Source organism: Microcystis sp. M015S2 (assembly GCF_020245945.1).
In the GTDB taxonomy this organism is placed as follows: domain Bacteria; phylum Cyanobacteriota; class Cyanobacteriia; order Cyanobacteriales; family Microcystaceae; genus Microcystis.
Genome location: NZ_JADBTX010000031.1, coordinates 26924 through 47620, shown reverse-complemented (window position 1 = coordinate 47620; position 20697 = coordinate 26924). Strand labels below are relative to the sequence as shown.

Annotated in this window: 20 protein-coding genes; 10 read left to right on the top strand and 10 right to left on the bottom strand. The window is 43.9% G+C overall.

Going from position 1 to position 20697, the window contains the following annotated elements:
* Positions 1-33: 33 nt before the first annotated feature.
* Both IM473_RS06975 and IM473_RS06970 read right to left on the bottom strand, forming a co-directional pair.
* A complete protein-coding gene (locus IM473_RS06975; protein ID WP_287658913.1) occupies positions 34-1206 on the bottom strand; it encodes a GumC domain-containing protein in 1173 nt (390 codons plus the stop codon).
* A 259-nt stretch (positions 1207-1465) separates the two neighbouring features.
* On the bottom strand, positions 1466-2407 hold the full coding sequence (locus IM473_RS06970; RefSeq protein ID WP_287658912.1) for a glycosyltransferase family 2 protein: 942 nt from the start codon (positions 2405-2407) through the stop codon (positions 1466-1468).
* 337 nt (positions 2408-2744) lie between these two features.
* Between IM473_RS06970 and glmM the strand changes: the two genes are divergently transcribed.
* The 7 genes from glmM to IM473_RS06935 all read left to right on the top strand — a co-directional run bounded on the left by glmM (position 2745) and on the right by IM473_RS06935 (position 10029).
* Positions 2745-4184, top strand: a complete 1440-nt coding sequence (glmM, locus tag IM473_RS06965) for a phosphoglucosamine mutase (RefSeq protein WP_287658911.1) — start codon at positions 2745-2747, stop codon at positions 4182-4184.
* 57 nt (positions 4185-4241) lie between these two features.
* Positions 4242-5969, top strand: coding sequence for a hormogonium polysaccharide biosynthesis protein HpsL (gene hpsL, locus IM473_RS06960; protein ID WP_287658910.1), 1728 nt, complete (start codon positions 4242-4244; stop codon positions 5967-5969).
* A gap of 264 nt (positions 5970-6233) precedes the next feature.
* Positions 6234-7229, top strand: a complete 996-nt coding sequence (gene hpsN, locus IM473_RS06955; protein ID WP_045358222.1) for a hormogonium polysaccharide biosynthesis glycosyltransferase HpsN — start codon at positions 6234-6236, stop codon at positions 7227-7229.
* Positions 7226-8395: a hormogonium polysaccharide biosynthesis glycosyltransferase HpsO gene (gene hpsO / locus IM473_RS06950; RefSeq protein WP_287658909.1), complete on the top strand. Its 1170-nt coding sequence runs from the start codon at positions 7226-7228 to the stop codon at positions 8393-8395. The genes hpsN and hpsO overlap by 4 nt, the downstream gene beginning before the upstream one ends.
* 154 nt (positions 8396-8549) lie before the next feature.
* Positions 8550-9134 (top strand): sigma-70 family RNA polymerase sigma factor, encoded by a 585-nt coding sequence (locus tag IM473_RS06945; RefSeq protein WP_149985612.1) that lies wholly within the window; start codon positions 8550-8552, stop codon positions 9132-9134.
* Complete coding sequence (locus IM473_RS06940; RefSeq protein ID WP_287658908.1) at positions 9134-9508, top strand: hypothetical protein; 375 nt, start codon at positions 9134-9136, stop codon at positions 9506-9508. Before IM473_RS06945 ends, IM473_RS06940 begins: the two co-directional genes overlap by 1 nt.
* 20 nt (positions 9509-9528) lie before the next feature.
* The gene (locus IM473_RS06935) at positions 9529-10029 is read left to right on the top strand and encodes a Spy/CpxP family protein refolding chaperone (RefSeq protein ID WP_287658907.1); all 501 of its coding nucleotides are present in this window, start codon (positions 9529-9531) and stop codon (positions 10027-10029) included.
* A gap of 101 nt (positions 10030-10130) precedes the next feature.
* On the opposite strand, the gene IM473_RS06930 is transcribed toward IM473_RS06935, so the two are convergent.
* Positions 10131-11282 (bottom strand): NAD-dependent epimerase/dehydratase family protein, encoded by a 1152-nt coding sequence (locus tag IM473_RS06930; RefSeq protein WP_287658906.1) that lies wholly within the window; start codon positions 11280-11282, stop codon positions 10131-10133.
* A 466-nt stretch (positions 11283-11748) separates the two neighbouring features.
* Between IM473_RS06930 and IM473_RS06925 the strand changes: the two genes are divergently transcribed.
* Together IM473_RS06925 and IM473_RS06920 are read left to right on the top strand one after the other, a co-directional pair.
* Positions 11749-13599 (top strand): polysaccharide deacetylase family protein, encoded by a 1851-nt coding sequence (locus tag IM473_RS06925; protein ID WP_287658905.1) that lies wholly within the window; start codon positions 11749-11751, stop codon positions 13597-13599.
* A gap of 115 nt (positions 13600-13714) precedes the next feature.
* Positions 13715-13858, top strand: coding sequence for a hypothetical protein (locus IM473_RS06920; protein WP_002738914.1), 144 nt, complete (start codon positions 13715-13717; stop codon positions 13856-13858).
* 423 nt (positions 13859-14281) lie between these two features.
* Here IM473_RS06920 and IM473_RS06915 read toward each other — a convergent pair whose 3' ends face one another.
* Both IM473_RS06915 and IM473_RS06910 read right to left on the bottom strand, forming a co-directional pair.
* Positions 14282-14581, bottom strand: coding sequence for a hemolysin XhlA family protein (locus IM473_RS06915; RefSeq protein ID WP_002754911.1), 300 nt, complete (start codon positions 14579-14581; stop codon positions 14282-14284).
* Positions 14582-14725: 144 nt separating this feature from the next.
* Positions 14726-15292, bottom strand: a complete 567-nt coding sequence (locus IM473_RS06910) for a Panacea domain-containing protein (protein ID WP_287658903.1) — start codon at positions 15290-15292, stop codon at positions 14726-14728.
* 163 nt (positions 15293-15455) lie between these two features.
* Between IM473_RS06910 and gloB the strand changes: the two genes are divergently transcribed.
* The gene (gloB, locus tag IM473_RS06905; RefSeq protein WP_287658902.1) at positions 15456-16229 is read left to right on the top strand and encodes a hydroxyacylglutathione hydrolase; all 774 of its coding nucleotides are present in this window, start codon (positions 15456-15458) and stop codon (positions 16227-16229) included.
* 212 nt (positions 16230-16441) lie between these two features.
* Here gloB and adhE read toward each other — a convergent pair whose 3' ends face one another.
* From adhE to IM473_RS06880, 5 genes are all read right to left on the bottom strand, one after another.
* Positions 16442-19108 (bottom strand): bifunctional acetaldehyde-CoA/alcohol dehydrogenase, encoded by a 2667-nt coding sequence (gene adhE / locus IM473_RS06900; protein ID WP_287658901.1) that lies wholly within the window; start codon positions 19106-19108, stop codon positions 16442-16444.
* A 116-nt stretch (positions 19109-19224) separates the two neighbouring features.
* Entirely contained in the window at positions 19225-19455 is a 231-nt protein-coding gene (locus tag IM473_RS06895) for a DUF433 domain-containing protein (RefSeq protein ID WP_287658900.1), read from the bottom strand.
* 127 nt (positions 19456-19582) lie between these two features.
* Positions 19583-19972, bottom strand: coding sequence for a type II toxin-antitoxin system VapC family toxin (locus tag IM473_RS06890; protein WP_287658899.1), 390 nt, complete (start codon positions 19970-19972; stop codon positions 19583-19585).
* Positions 19969-20274: a DUF2281 domain-containing protein gene (locus IM473_RS06885; RefSeq protein ID WP_287658898.1), complete on the bottom strand. Its 306-nt coding sequence runs from the start codon at positions 20272-20274 to the stop codon at positions 19969-19971. The genes IM473_RS06890 and IM473_RS06885 overlap by 4 nt, the downstream gene beginning before the upstream one ends.
* A 132-nt stretch (positions 20275-20406) precedes the next feature.
* Positions 20407-20595, bottom strand: coding sequence for a hypothetical protein (locus IM473_RS06880; RefSeq protein ID WP_287658897.1), 189 nt, complete (start codon positions 20593-20595; stop codon positions 20407-20409).
* Between the last annotated feature and the right edge of the window lie 102 nt (positions 20596-20697).

Below are 20697 nucleotides of genomic sequence, written 5' to 3'. Positions count from 1 at the left end.
TTCTGTCTTCTGCCTTGATAGCGGGCAATCTGCCTACTGATGAGATTCTGGCGTCGTGGTTTTGCTATTGTCCCAATCCGAGAATAAATCATCGTTAAATAGATCATCAAGGGGAAATTCTTCGTCAGAAGGCAGGGATTCTGGATCGCTGACTTCTTCATCATCCCACATACTGAATAAATCCAGTTCTTCTTGGTCACTCGCAACAGAAGCAACATTTTGGCGGTTAGATGCAACTTTAGGGGTTTCTTCAGCAAAAGGCTCGAATAATTCGGGGCTATTGCTGTCAGTAATATCGGCAAATAAGTCATCTAGAGAATTTGGGGCAGCGGCGAATTTTTCCGATTCAGTGGCTAATAAATCAGAGAAACCCGTGTCACTGCCAACGGTTTCTTGACTGTATATCCGCTCGTAATTACCCGATAATTCTTCTAGGCTACCGATCATTCTAGTTTCTTCCTTGTCGCCAAACATCTCCATCTCAGGAGTGAATTCCGCTGCTGACTCTAGATTTTCTTCAGTGATAAAACCATCAAAAGGATTGATTTCACTGGCTAATTCTGGTTCATAAACTGTGGTTTCTAGCAGCGTTTCGGGAGCAAATTCTGGCTCCAATCCTAGGTTTTCTTCGGTGATAAAACCATCAAAAGGATTGATTTTTTCCCCAGGTTGGATTGTTTGGGTGGCGTTTTGTAGTTCTAAGAGTTGGCTTTGATAACCCTGTTCTAGTTGTTGAATTTGCGACTGATAGCCGTTTTCTAATTCTAGAATCTGCGCCTGTTGACTTTGACGCAGGGCTTCTATTTCTGCTTGCTTCCCGTCTATAATCTCTCGAATTTGACTTTGATAGCTTTGGCGCAATTCCTCGATTTTAGTTTCGTATTCCTGTTCAAGTTCCTCAATTTGGGTTTTATCGGCAACTTCCATGACTTGAACTGGATTTGCGCCGGCTGCCTCTTGTAAACGTCTTTGGCTGTCTTCTAACTCTTTTTGCAATTTAGCCACTTCTTCTTTATAGGTGGCTTCGATATTGCCAAACTGTCCTTGGGTGTCTTTTAACTCCGCTTCGGTTTGATCTAAAGCCGCCTCAGTCTCCTTATATTTTTGTCGTGCTTCCCTGATTTCTCCCTGTTGGAGGGCATATAAAGCCCCACCCCCGATCGCACCTCCACCGACAAAACCGATTAAAATATCGAAGATATTCATTATGGGATTCCTCCTCTAGGAAAATTTACTTTATAATATGCCCAATCTCAGAGGATAATTCACAAGGGGCAAATGTGGTCAGTGTTTTCCGCCGCTCTTTATGCTGATTGCTTTTGATTGTGGCAGCAATTATCAAAAAAAGAAAGAAAATATTAAGTTTTTTCTCGGCAAATATGGTGAGGTACAAAGTCTCTGGTTTTAGGGAGTTGGTTGTCGATGCTCGATCCTGTCACACCGCATCGGTGTTTGGCAAGACATTTCACTGAGGCTGCATTTCCCGATAAGCTTGATAAACGCCACGCACGTTGTACCAATTGAGAAAAATGCGGGCAATTTCTAGGGCTAATTGGGGTTTACCTCGATCGATCAACCATTGTAACAGCGGGGAGAGGCTGCGTTCATTCAGGGTTCCCCCCAGGGAAAGTAAACCCCACAACAGTCGATGAATCCAAGTCATTTGAATCATCATCCGCACTTCCCAGGTGGGATGTTTTTGATAAAAAAGCACTCCCATTCGTCCCCGTTGAATTTCCTTATCGATGAGATTGGGAATTTGAGCGAGATTAAAGGGGGGATGCCAATGATAACCGACGGCTTCAGGACATTTAATTAATTTTAGTCCTAATTGCTTCAATCTCACCCCTAATTCCAAGTCTTCCCAACCGTAGAGTTGAAACTGGGTGTCGAATAATCCCGCCGCTAATAACCATTTTTTGGCGATCGCTACGTTGCCCGTGGCAAAATAGGCGGCGGAGAAGTCGGTGATTTTATAGGGTTCACTGGTGGGATGATCGAAGTTACAGGTATTAATGACAGTGCCGTAGGTAAATAAGCGATCGCTGCCGAGACTGGCTGCCCCGGCGGTTAAAGCGTCGGCATGGGCTTGCAGAAAATTTTCTGTCACTACCAGATCGCTATCGATAAAAATAATTGTATCACCACGAGCTTTTTCTACCCCCAGATTCCTAGCGAGCGCCGGTCCGCCGTGATCCTGTGGCCACAGTTGCAGATGGGGTAAATTAGCTTTTTGACTTTCTAGCCAAGCGATCGTCCCATCGGTAGAGCCATCATCGACAACGACTATTTCGTAGTTTTCCACCTTATTATCGGTTAAACGCTGATTTTCTAGGGCGAGTAAACATTTTTTTAAGATTGCTTGGCGATTGTAGGTGGGGATGACAACACTGATCAGCACGGGCATTCGGGGTTCAAGATTACCGTTTTAGCTTATCAAATAACCTGGGTTCCTTGCTTAGACCTCCGGCAAAAATCAACAATCTTTAATTCAGGAGACAGGAGACAGGAGGCAGGAGGCAGGAGACAGGATTCAGGAGACAGGATTCAGGAGATTATTTTTATTTATTCTCCCCATTTCCCTACACCCCACACCCCACACTCTACACCCCACACCCTACACCCCACACCCTACAGTGTCAGGAACTCCGGGAGGAGGATTAGGGTCAACTGGGAACATTGATTTTAAAAAATCGGTGATCATGTTATCCTCTGATTGTGTCGTGTGAGGAAAGGAATCGGCCATGGTAGCTTCTCTATCGTATCAAAATGGGCAGAAAGCTCGATCGCATCCCCTGTTATCCTTAGGGGGTTTGATCGAATTACCGTCATCACCCCTGTTTGGCACGGACGGAATTCGTGGCCAAGTGGGAGAATTATTAACTGCCCCCCTAGCGCTACAAATCGGATTTTGGGCGGGACAGGTATTAAAAAATCAAGCTGGTGTCACCAAACCAGTAATTATCGGTCAAGATTCGCGTAATTCCAGTGATATGTTAGCCAATGCTATCACTGCGGGTTTAACTTGGGCGGGAATAGAAGTCTGGCAACTGGGATTATGTCCCACTCCCTGCGTCGCCTATTTAACCAGAGAAAGCGAAGCGATGGGGGGGATCATGATTTCTGCTAGTCATAATCCTCCTGAAGATAACGGCATTAAATTTTTTGACAGCAGCGGTTTAAAATTATCTGGCACTTTAGCGGCACAGATAGAAGCGGGTTTAAGGGGCAATTTAGAACTAGCAGATAAACCAGAAAATTGGGGAAAAGCGACTTTTTGTCCCGAATTAATCCAAAAATATTATCAAGCTGTGATTGCTTCCGTCGGGACAGATATTAACCTATCGGGATTAAAAATAGTTTTAGATCTAGCTTGGGGGGCAGCCGTTAACCTAGCACCTTTAGTATTCCAAGCCTTGGGGGCGGAAGTTATCTGCTTACACGATCGAGCCGATGGCGATCGCATTAACGTTAATTGTGGTTCTACCCATTTAGAAAGCTTACAGGCGGCGGTGATTAATCAGCAGGCGGATTTAGGGTTTGCCTTCGATGGCGATGCCGATCGGGTCCTGGCCGTGGATAGTCAAGGTAGAGTAGTAGATGGCGATTATATCCTCTATTTTTGGGGTCGTTCCCTCTTAGAAGCCGGACAGCTACCCGATGGGTTATTAGTAGCCACGGTGATGGCTAATTTAGGTTTTGAACGCGCTTGGCAAAAACTGGGGGGTCAATTCTTGCGGACTGCCGTGGGCGATCAGCACGTTCAGGCGCAAATGTGGGCAACTGGAGCCATGCTAGGGGGTGAACAATCCGGTCATATCCTCTGCCATCATTACGGGGTTTCTGGGGATGGAATGCAAACCGCCCTACATTTAGCGGCTTTAGTGCAGAAATCGGCGGTTTCCTTGGCTAACTTAGTCGATCATAGCTTTGTCACCTATCCGCAGATTTTACGCAATGTGCGGGTGGAAGATAGAGAAGTGCGACGTAATTGGCAGCAATGTGAACCTTTGCGGCGAGAAATCCGCCAAGCTGAGACAGCTATGGCAGAAAAAGGCAGAATTTTGGTGCGAGCTTCCGGGACAGAACCCTTAATTCGGGTGATGGTGGAAGCAGAAACCCTAGAATTAGCCAATTTTTGGACAGAAAGGCTAGTGGAAGCGGTGCGAAGCTATCTTTTGTAGTCGATCGAGGGGGACAGGGATTATAATGCCCTTAGCCTAGCCTAGCAAGGGATAATTATGACCGGACTAAGTATCGATCGCCAGAAAAAAAAGCATAAACAGGGCCAAACAAAAGCTGATAGTCCCCCGCTTAACATCAAAGAGAAACTTGCCCTCAAAAAAGAAGAAAGGCAAAAGAAACAAAAGTTAACGGGGTTGATTATTTTTGCCATTTGTGTAGCAATTTTGCTCGGATTACCCCTCAGCTTATTATTTGATGCCAAGATAGGAGCGGCAGTAAGTTTAGCCTTAATTTTAGGAGTTTTCTCCTTTAGCTATCCTCGCACGGCTCTTTGGGCATTTATTATCTATGTCCCCTTCACTGGCACTATTATCTATTGGTTGGGAGGTAATCAAATCCTCCAGCTAAGTAAAGATATCTTTTATCTACCCGCTTTAATCGCCTTGGTTTTAGAATGTCGAAAAAAGCGATTACCGATTATTGTCCCGAAACAATTAGGTACAACCCTATTATTAATCTTTGTTTTCTGTGTAGTCTGTCTATTAGCCGTCAATTTACAGAGACAATTTCTGCCTACTTGCGATTCCGTGGCCGGGATGACTATGTTTAGGGATGGCCGTTTGCGCGGAGTTCCCTGTCGGGAAAGTGAGACTTTTCTGCAAGGACTATTGGGATTTAAAGTTTTGCTAGGTTATGTCCCCTTGATCTTCTGCACTTATTACTTAATTAAAGACAAACCCACCCTGTTATTTTTTGGTCGTCTTTTAGTAACTTTAGTGATTATTTGTTGTGTCCTGGGACTAATGCAATACTGGATGCTGAAAACCGGTCGTTGTGTAGGAACTAGAGGCTATGTGGCCGATGCACTATTCAAAGCCACCTTAGAGGCAAGGTGTTTGGTTGGCGGGGCATTGGCCTATAGTCCGGAAGTGAATATGATCCGTCTCCCAGGAACCTTTGTTTCCCCCTGGCACTGGGCCTGGTTTTTGGTCTCTAGTGCCGTAATTTGTTATGCCAGTGCCTTTAGTGAAATTTCCCAAAAATGGCGACTAGCAGCCCTAGTGGGTTTAACCCTAGTTTTTATCAATGCAGTGGTCTCCGGGCAAAGATTAGCTTTCTTTGCCGTACCGATGATTATTGGTCTGATGACGATTCTTACAGGACAAATCGCTAACTTAAAACGATTTTTGCCGATCATTTTTGCCGCCGCTTTACTTCTAGCTATCGGTTTTTCTTTCCTTAACCCCGATTTTGTCCAACAACGCTACGATAGTGCCATCAGCCGTTGGCGACAGGCTCCCCCCACCGCTTTTCTTCAAGATCAGTTAGATTTTGCTATCCGTAATCAGGGCGGTATTTTAGGTCGTGGACTTGGTGTGGCCACATCTTCTGCTAGGGTTTTCGGTGAAATTTCTTTTGTGGAAACCTATCACAGTAAAGTTTTATTCGAGTTGGGATACATTGGTTTTACCTTGTACATGATATTCATGACCCATCTAGTTTATCTGGCCTTCCGCACCTATCGTTCCCTCAAAGATCCGACTCTGCGAGGTTTTGCCGGTAGTTATTGGGTTTTGCTGCTCTTTGTTGCCTATCTTCCCTATTGGTATGCCCTCGATACGGATCCTGTGGGCGTTTATTACTGGATATTCGCGGGCGTAATTTTTAAATTACCAGTGATCGAAAAACAGGAAAAAGAAGCCAAAATTCTGGCGGGGGAAACCGCCACAAAATCCTCCAAAAAGGGCTTAAATTTTAAACGCAAAGGTGTTTCTTTAGCTTGAAATATGCAATTGGGTGTTAGGGATTTGAGTTATCAGTTATAAGTTATCAGCTGTGAGTTTTCAGTTATCAGATTTGAGTTTTTAAGTGTGCAGTATTAAATAGAAGTTTTCTACTGTCTTTTTACTGATTACTGATTACGGCGTTGTCAAATTGAAAGATGATCCGAATCAGCTTGGAACTCAAATTACTTTGATAGCAAGGATTGCATTGCATCTTTCATATTCTGATCTGACAACGCCGATTACTGATCACTGATTACTGCTATGAATTTTCCCTCGATTTCTGTCATCATACCCACCTATCGACGCGAAGAGCCTCTTAAAGATACCCTCGATGACCTACTCAAACAAGATTATCCCGATTTTGAGGTATTAGTTATCGACCAGACCGCTACCCACAGCCCCGCCATACAATCCTATCTGGAAAATCTGGCTAATCAGCAAAAAATTAGCTGGTATCGGCTGGATTGGGCGAGTTTACCCGGTGCCAGAAATTATGGAGTCCGTCGCGCCCAGGGCGATATCGTTCTTTTTATCGATGATGATGTGCGGCTACCGGATAATTATCTCAAAGCACATGGTGAGAATTTTGTCAAGAACCCTGAGATAGGTGTAGTGGCCGGTCGGGTATTCGATCGCATGAAATTGGGTGACTCCCAAAAAATGGTGACAGATACCAGCAAACCCTACGAAATCGACTTTTTACCCCCCCAAGCGATGGATCCGGGCATTGCTTGGTATTACATCGATCTTGTCCACACCACTAAACCCCAGCAGGTAATCTCAGCCCGGGGCTGTAATATGTCTTTCCGGAAGGATATATTTACGAAATACGGCATTTGGTTCGATGAACGCTTTCGTGGCAGTGCCGTGCGCGAGGAATCGGATTTTTGCTTAAGGTTACGCCAGACTCCCTATCATGTCTGGTACGATCCCACCGCTTATCTGGTTCATTTAGGGGAAGAAACCGGCGGCTGTCATGATATTAGCACTCGTTCTCTGAGTTATCAGACGACTTTTTATCATAATCACTTTCTGATGGCCCTGAAAAATCTCACTCCCGCTCAACAATTGCGACTCTACGCTAAATTATTTGACTGTCACGTTCTTGGCAATCCTCCCTGCAATAAAGGTGGTTCCCCGATTAAAATCCTCTCTAGGGGAATTTTTTATAGTTTAGGTTTTCTTGATGCTCTAAAAACTCAAGTAAAGTCCCTCTGGAATGATGGCCAAATTTATACAAAACTAGATAATCTATGAGAATTTTAGTCGCTAGTCATACCTATATCGTTGATCTCAACTGTGAGAAACTGCGCGCCTTGACAAGATTAAATCCCAGTATTGAAGTTACTATTGTTGTTCCCCAACGTTGGCAACCGGGAGGAGTCCAAAATAAAATCATTGAAAGTCAACCGAAAATAGCCGACAATTTCCGAGTTATTCCTATCTCTAATTTTAGCCAGAATAACCAAGCTTTATTAACTTTTGGCACTGATATAATTTCTTTATTGCAAAAATTTAGACCCGATATTATTCAAGTGGAACAGGGTTCTAAATCTCTCGCTTATGGTCAATTGATTACTCTGAATCGTCTCTTAAATCTCCGGGCTAAAAATGTATTTTTTACCTGGTGGAATCTTCCCTATACTCCTAAATTTCCCATCTCTTGGTTAGAAGCTTATAACCTGAAAAATACCGATGGTTTAATCGCCGGTAATCAGGACGGGGTAGATGTTTTAAAAGAACGGGGTTACAGGGGTAAATACACCGTTTTACCGCAATTAGGCGTGGATGAAGTTCTTTTTTCCCCCAGCAAGCACCCCGATTTAGCCCGATCTTTAGGTATTGAAAACGATGAATTCGTGATTGGTTTTATCGGTCGTTTTGTGGAAGAGAAAGGCATTCTAACGCTGATTAAAGCTGTAGCTAAATTAACAGGTAACTGGAAATTATTACTGTTAGGTCGGGGCATCCTGAAAGATAAAATAATCAGCGAAGCTACAGCCGCAGGAATAAGCGATCGCTTGATGATAGTGGAAAGTGTTCCCCACGATCAAGTAGTTAATTATATTAACCTGATGAACACTTTAGTTTTGCCGTCAGAAACCACCTATCAGGTCAAAACCTTAACGGCCGTCGGTTGGAAAGAACAATTCGGTCATGTCTTAATTGAAGCCATGGCCTGTCGGGTTCCTGTTATTGGTTCTGATTCCGGAGAAATTCCCTTTGTTATTGCTGATACGGGTTTAATTTTTCCCGAAAAAGATGGGGAGGCACTGGCTAAATCGATACAAACTCTCTTAGATAATCCCAGCTTCGCTCAAGAATTAGGCCAGAGGGGTTATCAGAGAGTAATGACCAATTATACTAATAAAGCCCTCGCTCAAAAACAATTGGATTTCTATCAACAATTACTCCCTCGGTGATGGAAGAGCGGTGTGGGGTGTGGGGAGATGGGGAGCAGGAAGAAAAAAGCTGATAACTGACCACTGATAACTGATAACTGATAACTGATAACTGGTTATGAACCATTCTTGGCATCCCCTAGTCTAAACAGACAAGTAGCTAGGGGTGAGGGGAATGATCGAGGTGATAACCGATAAGCAAACAAGTGTGAGCGATCGAGAGTTAATCTTAAAGTGTCAAAGGGGTGATCGGGGTGCTTTTCGTCACCTTTACCGTCTTTATCAACCAAAAATCCGCTCTACTCTCTATCAACTCTGTGGAAGGGAATTCCTAGAGGATTTTGTCCAAGAGGTATTTTTAAGACTGTGGCGCGGGTTGCCGAAATTGCGTTCACCTGAATACTTTTCCACTTGGGTTTATCGGATCACCTGGAATGTAGCGATCGATGGTCGGCGACAATTAGCCAAAAGACAAATGAGGATGGCCAAAAGCACTGATGAGGAAAACTCCCTTGATAGCGAATCCCGTCCCCAAGATAGTCCCGATTTGATGCAATTGCATTATGAGGAGGTGGTCCGACAAGGGTTAGAAATTCTCAGTTTAGAACATCGCGCTGTCCTTGTCCTTCACGATCTAGAGGACTTACCCCAAAAGGAAATCGCCCAAATCTTAGAAATTCCCCTCGGTACGGTGAAATCACGTCTTCATTATGCGCGTAAAACCATGGGTCAATTTTTGCAAAAACAAGGAGTTCTCTAATGTCCCCAGAAGATGACAAAGTCGTTAATTTTCTGCGTCGATATCGTCCATCGCTGCCACCTCGACCGATAGATCAAGAAGAACAGTTAATGCAAATGATTAGGGGAGAAAGGCCGGTAACTTCCCCAAAATTGCTGCCTTTATTGGGGTGGATAACTGGTATTACTGCCTTATCGGTGCTGATTGTTGCTTCCTATCGTTGGTCCGATCCTCATCCACAACTGGGCCAAATTTCCGACGAGGAGTTAGAAGCTTTTTTAGTGGAGAGTTGGAACCATAGCATCGCTCCACCGATGGCTGCTCCTAGCGTTTATAGTTCGCCTTGGATGAGCTTAAACGAGCCTCAACTCACCTATTCTACCTATAATCCTTAATTTCTTTGTCGAGGTCAATTATGTCCCTTTCTACTCTCTCGATTCTCGGCACAACCATGGTTTTAACTCTGGCCGCTAACTTGGCCCCAAGTGCCACTGTGCTATCCTATCCCCAAGATGGTCTATTTATTGCTCAAACTAGCTCTCCCCAGCGTCCTGAAAATCGTCCCCGTGGGATGAATAATTCTAGAGAAGGACTAATTGAACAATTAAACCTTACCGATGAGCAAAAGTCAAAAGTTGCCGCTATTCGTCAGAAATATCAGGAAAAAACCAAACAGTTGCGAGAAACCCTGAGAAGCAACGAACAAGAATTAAATAGTTTATTATCGAATAATGCCTCCGATCGAGATATCCGTTCTAAACATCAGCAAATCTCTCGGAATCGCCAAGAAATCAGTAACCTGCAATTTGAGAGTTTTTTGGAAATTCGTCAAGTGTTAACTCCCGCTCAAAGAACGGAATTTTCCCAGTTAATGCAAGAACGTCGCGCTAATTCCCGCAATCGTGGACGACAATAATTCCCATCAGTGCGGATTAAGATCGAGTTTGATGGCGATACATTAGAAAAACGCAAAGGATGGGCAAGTAACCCATCCTCAACTTATCATTTACTAATAAATTATCGTTTCCAAGTGACTTTTGGTAGGATATGATTCATATCTACCCGATTTTTATACTTGGTGGCGAAGTTCAAGAGGGAATCGAGGAGAGAATCGGAGAGATAGTGAGGTTGTAGGCCTAGATCGAGTAATTTTGTGTTTTTAGCGTTAAAATAATGTTCCTCTAACTCGATGCGCGGGTTGTCAAGATGGTTAATCTCCACATTTAACCCCAATGCGGAACCAGCTTTTTTAACCATCAGTGCCAAGTCACCGACGCTGAATAGTTCTGTAAATTGGTTAAAAACGCGGAATTCCCCCGATTGAGCGGGATTGGCGATCGCTAATTCCAAACAACGCACGGTATCGCGGATATCTAAAAATCCTCGCGTTTGACCACCTTTACCGTACACTGTTAGGGGATGACCGATCGCCGCTTGAATACAAAAACGGTTTAAAGCAGTACCAAAAACCCCATCGTAATCGAGACGGTTAATTAACATCTCATCCATTCCCGTTTCTTCGGTGAGGACTCCATAAACCACCCCTTGATTGAGATCTGTGGCTTTTAAACCCCACATCCGACAGGCAAAATGGATATTATGGCTATCGTGGACTTTGCTGAGATGGTACATACTGCCTGGCTGTTTGGGATAGGGTAAAGTATCCTTACGACCGTTATGTTCGATCGTGATGTAGCCTTCTTCAATATCTATATTCGGTGTGCCATACTCACCCATGGTTCCCAGTTTCACTAGGTGCGCGTCGGGAAATTCCTCTTTCATCGCGTAGAGGATGTTTAAATTGCCAACAACGTTGTTAACTTGGGTTAAAACTGCGTGTTCGCGATCGATCATGGAGAAGGGTGCAGATCTCTGTTCTCCGAAGTGAACAATCGCATCCGGTTGAAACTGTCGCAGGGATTGAATCAAAAAGTCGTAGTTATTGATATCCCCGACAAAAAGATCGAGCGATTTTCCCGTCAGATCTTGCCAGCGTTGAATCCGATGAGATATGGGTGCGATCGGTGTTAAGGTATCGCAGCCTAATTGTAAGTCCCAATAGCGACGAACTAAACTATCAAGTATGCCTACTTCGTAACCTCTATTTGATAGATGGAGTGCCGTTGCCCAACCACAATAGCCGTCTCCGCCAATAACCAAAACTCTCATACAATATCTGTAAAGTTTATATACTCGTCTTTGGTAACTCTAGCAGTTTTGTGTCACGCTTTACCAGTTTAATCCCCGTGAATATAGCGGGGGTGTAGGGTGTGGGGTGTGGGGTGTGGGGTGATGGGGTGTGGGGTGTGGGGTGATGGGGTGATGGGGAAATGGGGTGATGGGGAAATGGGGAGAATCAATAAAGGTAGTCTATTGACAACTGCTCACTGATTACCACTGTCCACTGAAAACTCAAATCTGCTCACTGATAACTGATGACTGATAACTGATAACTGATGATAGTGTTCTAGAAAACTTGACAAGGGAACGGATTATGGGGAAACTCAGCTTGTAATCAGTGGGCTTTGCTGACGAGAAAACAAAAGCCAAAAATCTAGATAAAAGGCAGTTTTTTCGGTAACTCAGGGCCTATCTGCTTTTTTACTTTTTACTTTTTACTTTATTACTTGATCTTATGCGTTGGCAAGCTCGGCAAAAATCTTCCTTTTCTTTGTTTCCCCTATACGGATTTTTGGCATTTATCGTCGTTTGTCTGATTATTTGGGCAATTTCTTTCTATCCTCGTTCTAATGCTCTGGTGGGGGGTGATTCTCTCCCCGCACCCTTTAGGGAGTTTCAACCGGAATGCGCGGATTATGTCCGAGAAAATAGTTCCTTTAAGGATATATCGAGAGTTTTTGATTGTAAAACCTATAAAAACATCTCTGATCGCGTGATTCTACCCCTATCTCTCCAAAAAAACGATATTAGTCTCGATAATTGGCCAAATAACTCGGCAACAGCGCTCGAATTAGCACCCTGGCCGGAAATTCATCTCCGCGCTCAAGGGGCAAAAGTACCGATTTTAATGTATCACGACATTTTACCAGAAAAAGAGGTATTCTTTGACGTTACCCCTGGCGAATTAGAGGCACATTTTCAATTTTTGCAGGAAATCGGGGCAACTCCGATCAGTATCGATTGGTTAATTTCCCATCTGCGGACAGGTATCCCCCTTCCCGATAAACCGGTTTTATTAACTTTTGATGATGGTTATGGGGGACATTACCAGTATGTCTATCCTTTATTGAGAAAATATAACTATCCCGCCGTTTTCTCGATTTATATCAATAAAATGACTCAAAAAACCGGCCGAACCAGTGTCACTTGGCAACAACTCCAGGAAATGGCCGCCGATCCTCTAGTACAAATTGTCTCCCATAGTGTTAGTCATCCCCGGGATTTAAGGTTATTATCCGATGCAGATTTAGAGCAAGAAGTCAAGCAATCGAAACAAATCTTAGAAAAAGAATTGGGTATTCCGATTAATTATTTTACCTATCCGGAAGGGAAGGCGGACGATCGAGTGAAGGAATTCGTCAAAAAAGCGGGTTATCGGGCGGCTTTATCGATGAATGACCTCGATGAGCATTTTGCTGGACAATCTCCCAATTTACTCACGATTGGACGTTTTGGGCAATCGCGCACTAGGGAAGTTGTCCCGCAAGCTTGGGGAGGTGATCCCTTACCCCGTAGGGATGGCGGTTTTAACTTTGCCACCACCATCCAAAAACGGGAAGTGGAATTTTCAACTAATACACTTGTTCTGATTAGTGGCGGGATTCCCAAAACTATCCACGCTGATAGTCGCTATCAAGTGGAGGAAATTATCGCCGGTACAGAAGCGATCGCGGCTGTAGATGGCGGTTTTTTCTCTCTCAAGGAATTGGACTCAAATCAGATGATCGGGCCAGTTTTAAGCCAAAATGGTGGCTTTATCCCGGGATATGAGGGAGAAATCGGCAAGTTAGAGGGTCGTCCTTTAGTAATCATTACTGAGCGATGGGTGCGTTATCTTCCTTTTGATCCTGCCCGTCATAATACCCTAGAAGGAATCGCAGCCGAGGCCGGAGATGATCTCAAGGTGACGGATGCTTTTGTCGCGGCCGCTTGGTTAGTCAAAGATGGACAACCACAATCCCGAGAATCCTTTGGTACACTTTACGGTTTTGATGCCCTGCGTCACCGGGCTTTTTGGGGGATTAATCAGGCAGGACAGCCAGTAATCGGGGTTTCCAGAGACCCGATCGATTCCATGGCTTTGGGAGAATTATTAGTACAGGCAGGTTTTCGGGAGGCGGTGATGTTGGATTCAGGAGCAAGCACCTCCCTCGCTTATCGGGGCCAGTCGCAAGTGCATTATACTCCCCGTCCCGTTCCCCACGTTGTCGCTTTATTTCCCCCCACAGAACCCGATATTGTTCCCATTAGTCATGTGGGGATTCCCTGCGTAATTTTCGCCGATTCCTGTGCTGCGGGGAGTTAGGGGACAAAAAGTTGCTAACCAGAAAACGGCTGAAGCGGCGGTTTGGGTGATTCTAATCATACCCATCTCCTTTTTGATTACTTAAAATTACCCATAAGGAAATTTTGGAAACCTCATGACAGCATTAGATAAATACACAAAAGGCTTGCTTGCGATCGTTCTGACAGTGATTGTCGGAAATGCTATCTACGAATTTATTATCGATGAAATTGTTTGTGCCGGTAGTCGAGAGCTTCAGGAAGGTCACTGTGAATTATAGTCATTTCAGATAAGTCTGATACACTCTAGACCAGTTAAACCCTTATGAACTCTGGCATTGATATTCTCAATCTTAATTGAAATGACTATATAGGGGTTGCTGAATAAATCTAAAAACCTCGTTGGGTAAGATTTTTAGACTTTTGGGAAATAAAAAAGTGCCAGCCATTGGAGGGATCGGGGGGAAAATTCCTGGACTTTTTCCCTGAAAATTAGGTAATTTACCAGATGAAAATGCGTAAAACCCTACACCCCACACCCGACCCCCACGAGAAACTTTTTCAGCAGACCCTATATACAGGAGTTCAGTTATTTTAAACGAAATTAACGGATTGCCCCCAACAAAAACCCAGAAGCGCGCCACAGTTGCTGGTGCGCTTCCCGTACTTAAATAAATGCCATACACTAGCAAACTCATAGATGGTCAAGGATTCCCAGAAAAGAAAGAGCGCCACGATGCCGTAGCGGTCGGCTTCGCCGCGCCATAGGCGACCGCCCCTCCTAAAAGAATTATTAACGTCCAGACCTGATTTTTCTGGGTTCCCTCAACCTTTTCGAGCCTTCTATCCATCCCATCGACTTTCTCAGTCAGTTTAGCTTGTCCCACCTCTAACTTAGTTAGCCGTTCGTCAATTTTGTCGATTTTGTGGCTAACTTCCTTAATACTGTCTTTGATTTCCTTGAGAACAGCTTCTAGGGAATAGGTAACGGTTTCGTTAGACATTTTGGTAAAATCCTTTTGACACTTCCCGCTCTAAAAAGACGGGGATTCTTGGTTCACAGAGATTACTTGCTTAGACAGAATTGCTTCTGAAGTTGACAACCCATAAATTAAAAGTCGCCCGACCCTACACTAAAGGGCGGGGCTTTAACCCAAAATTTTCGGTAAAGCTCCATCTAAATAGGCTTCTCGCTGGGCTTCTTGGCTAATATCTTCGATTTCCTCCTCCGTTTTACCCATAGATCGCAAAACATCCTCTACTAAAATTGGAATAGCCGAACCATGGGGATCCTTCCATTCTGGTAAATCGTGAGTCCATTCGGCTACATGAAAGGGATCGAGATGGCCAAAAGTGTTGTAAACCTGTTTAAGAATCATTTCTTCTTCTTCACAGAGTTCTTCATTGCCGGGATATTGCAGCAGGTCAACATAATTAGAATCCCGGGGAGAAATATATTTCGACCACAGGGGTAAAGCAGAGTCCACGGGCTGTCCTTTAATCAAATCATAAACACCACTGAGAACCGGTCCATAATCCATTGATATATATCTATCCCCAGTAATTGGTTGATCCATGGTTTTTAAAGCAAGACGGTCAGCTATATAGAGCATTTTCAGCAACCCTAAATACTTCATCGGTTTGCCGTGCAGCTTTAAGAGTATAGCAGCGGCTTCAACTGCTTTCTCTGGATGAAACCGAAATTTGATCGTCATAACTACTATAAATTCACTGCTTTTTTATGACACTTTTATTATAGTTATTATTCTACATCGGCCATATTTAAGATTTTGTCCCAGTGGTTGAGGTTTCTAGCCTGATTTCTGAAAGATGCTGCTATAGGTATGATCGAGTTAAACCTTAGCCCAAAATTCTACCATGGAGATCGAACGTCTTAACGCCCTTTCCGATAATTATATTTTCCTCCTCTACGATCGAGCGCAAAAAATCGCGGCCGTGGTAGATCCGGCCGAACCTGAACCGGTTTTCAGGCGATTAGAGGCTTTACAGGTGGATTTAGTCGCTATTTTCAATACCCATCACCACGGCGACCATGTGGGGGCTAATCAGGCTTTAATTAATCGTTATCCCCATCTTTGTGTTTATGGGGGAAAGGAGGATCGCGGTCGCATTCCGGGCCAGCAGCTGTTTTTAGAGGAGGGGGACCGGGTGGAATTTGCCGGTCGCTGGGCCGAGGTTTTCTTTGTCCCCGGCCACACTCGCGCTCATATTGCCTATTATTTTCCCCCGGTTAACCCCGGAGATTACGGCGAGTTATTCTGTGGTGATACCCTGTTTTCGGGGGGGTGTGGTCGTTTATTTGAGGGAACACCGGGCCAAATGGTGGCTTCTTTAACTAAATTGCGATCGCTGCCTGACCAGACCAGGGTTTGGTGCGCTCACGAATATACGTTAAATAATTTAAAGTTTGCCTTGACAGTTGACCCTAATAATGCTGCTCTGCAACAGCGTTATCGGGAAGTGGAAAAACATCGCGCTGAAGATCTTCCCACGATTCCGGCAATTTTGGGGACGGAAAAGCTGACTAATCCTTTTTTGCGTTGGGATAGTCCCGCTTTGGCCATGACCATGGATAGCAATGAACCAGTACAAGTGTTTGCACGGCTGCGGGGGAAAAAGGATAATTTTTAAGTGGTAGCTAAGTAGGTAGGTGTTAAAAACTGTCAAAACCCCCCTTATTAAGGGGGGTAGGGGGGATCTTCCCTTATTAAGGGGGGTAGGGGGGATATCCCCTGATTAAGGGGGGTAGGGTGTGGGGTGTAGGGTGTGGGGTGTAGGGTGTGGGGTTGATTCATGAATCAACCCTACTAGGGGGTAGGGGGGATCAAAGGCAAAATCTATCCCTACAAGCTCAACGGTTGCGGCTCTAACTTCAAATCGGCAAGACTGACATCACCGTGACCATTTACCGCCACCTCTAGGGGCAAATTGCCGTGATAAGCTTGGATTAACAGGGTTTTTAAGTCCTCAATCAGGGGATAACGGGGATTGGCTCCGGTACACTGATCATCGAAAGCTTGTTCAGCTAAATGGTCTAATTTGGCCATAAATTCGGCTTCACTTTCGGGAATTACCTCTTTAATACTGGCCGGAATACCGATTTCCCGTTTTAAACATTCGATCGCTAATACCAATCTTTCCACACTTTCGGTCTCGCTTTCTCCTCCCAATCCCAAGGAATGAGCGATTCTGGCATAGCGCCACTTCACGTTAGGATATTTGTACTGAGAGAAAGTCGCCTGTTTAAAGGGGGCATCGGTGGCATTATAGAGGATGACGTGGGAAATCATCAAGGCATTGGCTAGACCGTGGGGAATGTGGAAAATTGCCCCCAATTGGTGGGCCATGGAGTGACAGATGCCTAAAAAGCCATTAGCGAAGGCCATTCCTGCCATTGTCGCCGCATAATGGACTTTTTCCCGCGCTTTCGGGTCTTTAGCTCCGTTATGATAGGAACTGGGCAAGTATTTAAACAGCAGTCGGATGGCATCTTGAGCAAGAGCATTGGTATATTCTGAGGCTAAAACCGAGACGTAGGCCTCAAGAGCGTGAGTTAAAGCGTCAATTCCGCCGTAGGCTGTCAATTTTTTCGGCATATTCAGCACTAATTCCGGATCAACAATTGCCATGCTGGGAGTTAGAGCATAATCTGCCAAAGGATATTTAATATTATTACGGCGATCGGTAACAACAGCGAAGGGAGTCACTTCTGATCCTGTTCCCGAAGTGGTGGGAATACACACCATGAGAGCTTTTTCGCCTAAAGGGGGCAATTCATAGACTCGTTTGCGGATATCCATAAAACGCATGGCCAAGCTCTCGAATTCTATCTCTGGATGCTCGTAGAGTAGCCAGATGATTTTAGCGGCATCCATGGGGGAACCACCACCGATAGCGATAATTACATCGGGATTGAAGGTATTAATTACATTTAACCCCCGTTCGACGGTTTCTAGGGAAGGATCGGGTTCCACATCATAAAAGATATTAATCGTGATGCCGATTTCTTCTAAAACCTCCTCTAAAGCTGCGGTAACTCCTAGGTCAAAAAGAGGTTTATCGGTGACAATAAAGGCCCGTTTTTTGCCGGCTAATTCCCGAATAGCGACGGGTAATGCTCCGTATTTAAAATATACTTTTGGTGGTACTCGGAACCAAAGCATATTTTCCCGGCGCTCGGCCACGGTTTTAATATTTAATAGGTGGGTAGGTTCGACGTTTTCGCTGATGGAATTACCGCCCCAAGTGCCACAACCGAGGGTTAAACTAGGATCGAGACGGAAGTTATAGATATCACCAATTGCACCCTGGGAGGAAGGGGTATTAATTAATACCCGGGCCGTTTGTACGTTGTCTTGAAAGTGCTTAATATGTTCCCGATTGGAGGGTGCGGTATAAAGCACGGCCGTATGACCTCGACCCGCAAATAAGACCAGTTTTTCGGCTTTTTTGACCCCATCTTCAAAGTCTTTCGCTCGGTACATAGCTAAAATTGGCGAGAGTTTTTCGTAGGAAAATGGTTCCTCTAAGCCAATATTTTCTACTTCTCCGATTAGTAAGCGGGTATCTTCGGGAACGGAAATTCCGGCCATGGTGGCTAATTTTTCTACCGGTTGTCCGACAATATCGGGGTTGATATGACCATCTTTTAGGAGAATCCCGACGACTTTTTCCCTTTCTTCGGGGGAAAGAAGATAGGCCCCGCGATCAATAAATTCCTGTCGAACTTCTTCATAGATGCTATCGACAACGATTACCGATTGTTCCGAGGCGCAAATCATGCCGTTATCGAAGGTTTTACTGAGAATAATCGAGGAAACGGCCATTTTTATGTGAGCAGTTTCGTCCACTAAAGCGGGGGTATTGCCGGCACCGACTCCTAGGGAAGGTCTTCCGGAAGAATAGGCCGCTTTTACCATACCCGGACCGCCGGTAGCAAGGATTAAATTAATGCTGGGATGTTGCATTAATGCTTGGGAAAGTTCCACCGATGGCTGATCGATCCAACCAATAATACCGGCCGGTGCGCCCGCTTTCACGGCCGCTTCTAAGACTATTTTGGCCGCCGCGATGGTGCAGTCTTTGGCTCGCGGATGGGGGGAAAAAATGATGCCGTTGCGGGTTTTCAGGGCAATTAGGGCTTTAAAAATGGCTGTGGAGGTGGGATTTGTGGTGGGTACGATCCCCGCTAAAATGCCCACGGGTTCGGCGATTTTTTGCAATCCAAAGGATTTATCTTCTTCGATAATGCCGCAGGTTTTGCTGTGTTTATATTTGTTGTAGATGATTTCTGAGGCAAAATGGTTTTTAATCACTTTATCTTCTATTACTCCCATCCCTGTCTCTTGTACTGCCATTTTAGCTAGGGGAATGCGCGCGTTGTTGGCTGCTAATGCGGCTTTTTTGAAGATAATATCTACTTGTTCTTGGTTATAGTTGGCAAATTGTTGTTGAGCTTTTTTTACCTGTTGTATCAGTTCTTCTAGCTCTTGTCTATTGGTAACTGTCATAACAATTTTGTCGAAAAAATTAGGCATTTTATTCTATTATAGCGTTTTTCGCCAAGGTACTCGCTCAATCTTGGGATTTTCTTTATAGTTTCCTAAGCATTGGTATTATAGAATACTTAGGGTTGGATGACTCGTTCTTGGGTTAGCCAAGCTGCATATCTTAAAGCTTGTTGGATGTCTTCTGGTTCGAGATAGGGATAGTCTTCAATTATCTCAGTTGTTGATAAGCCATTGGCGATGAGGTTAATAATGACCGATACGGGTATCCGCATTCCCCGAATACAAGCTTGATCTGCCATAATTTTAGGGTCAAAGGTAATGCGATCTAATCCTGCTATTGTTTTCATTTTGTTTTCCCTAATACACTACTCTATTTTAATGGCTTTATATTCCGGATCAATCATTTTTACTTCATTATAGGTGAGTTGATAGAGTTTATAAACTAAGTGATCAATCGCTTTTTTTATAAGTTGATCATGGTTCAAGTAAATTGACTGGATAAGCTTTAACGGCTCCATCTACTGTTGCGATCGCCATATCGTTTTGTAAGGCTTGACAAATCAGCATTCTGTCAAAAGGATCACGATGTAAAGATGGAAGATTAGCTAGTTGACTTACACTAGCTTGATCGAGGTCAAGATTCAGAATTTGATGCCGATCACAGTGTCTCGGGAAATAGGTTGCAGGTGATTCTGGTAATGGTAATTTACCTAACTGATATTTAACAATTGCTTCCCAAGTTGACACAACACTTAGATAAATTTCGTTATCTAGGTCTTGAATCATTGCTTGCATATCTGTGGGAAGTCGTTGATCTCCACTGATAAACCATAAAAAAATATGTGTGTCTAGTAAAATTTTCATTTTCCTTCAAAGGCATTTAAAATTTCTTCCTGGAGTGGTGCATCAAAGTCTTCGGGAACAACAAATTCTCCCGCACACAAACCAAATGGACGTAGTTTTTTAGTTTTTGGTGTTTCAGAATTTATTTGATCGATGAAGCTTAAAAACTCTGGAATATTCGATTCTTGAGTTTTTTTAAGAGATTCTTGTTGGGAAATTTCAGCAGTGCGAGCTTTGATGAATAACAGGAAGTTTAAAACTTCGTGAACTAAAAAATCTGGGGATTGATCGATTTCTTTAATTAGTTTTTCTCTCTCTGACATGGGTTGGCTCCTATTGTATTTTTTGCTGCCATTTTTTTATATCACAGGCTTGATTTTATCCAAATATCAATATCTTTATTATAGCATGGATGTCCATAAACTGCAACAGCATAACCAACGATAACCAGATATTTAACTTGATTGTCGTTTAATAATTGTATAAACTCTTTGAAATCTTGGTTGGGCATTATATTTGTATTGGTGATATTCTTGGCGGATTTGTTCTAGTGCTTCTAGTCTTTTTTGGGGTGTTTGTTTTTGCCAATAGTGAAAGTCGCTAGTTTGTTTTTTTAGAGAAATTTTATTAACAGTTTTTTCCATGTTTTGAGCCTATTAATTCAACATTTATAATATGGTGATGCAGATTCCCCTTCCCTGAATAAATAAAAACCACACTAGATACAGAGTTTTTTATTCTTGTTT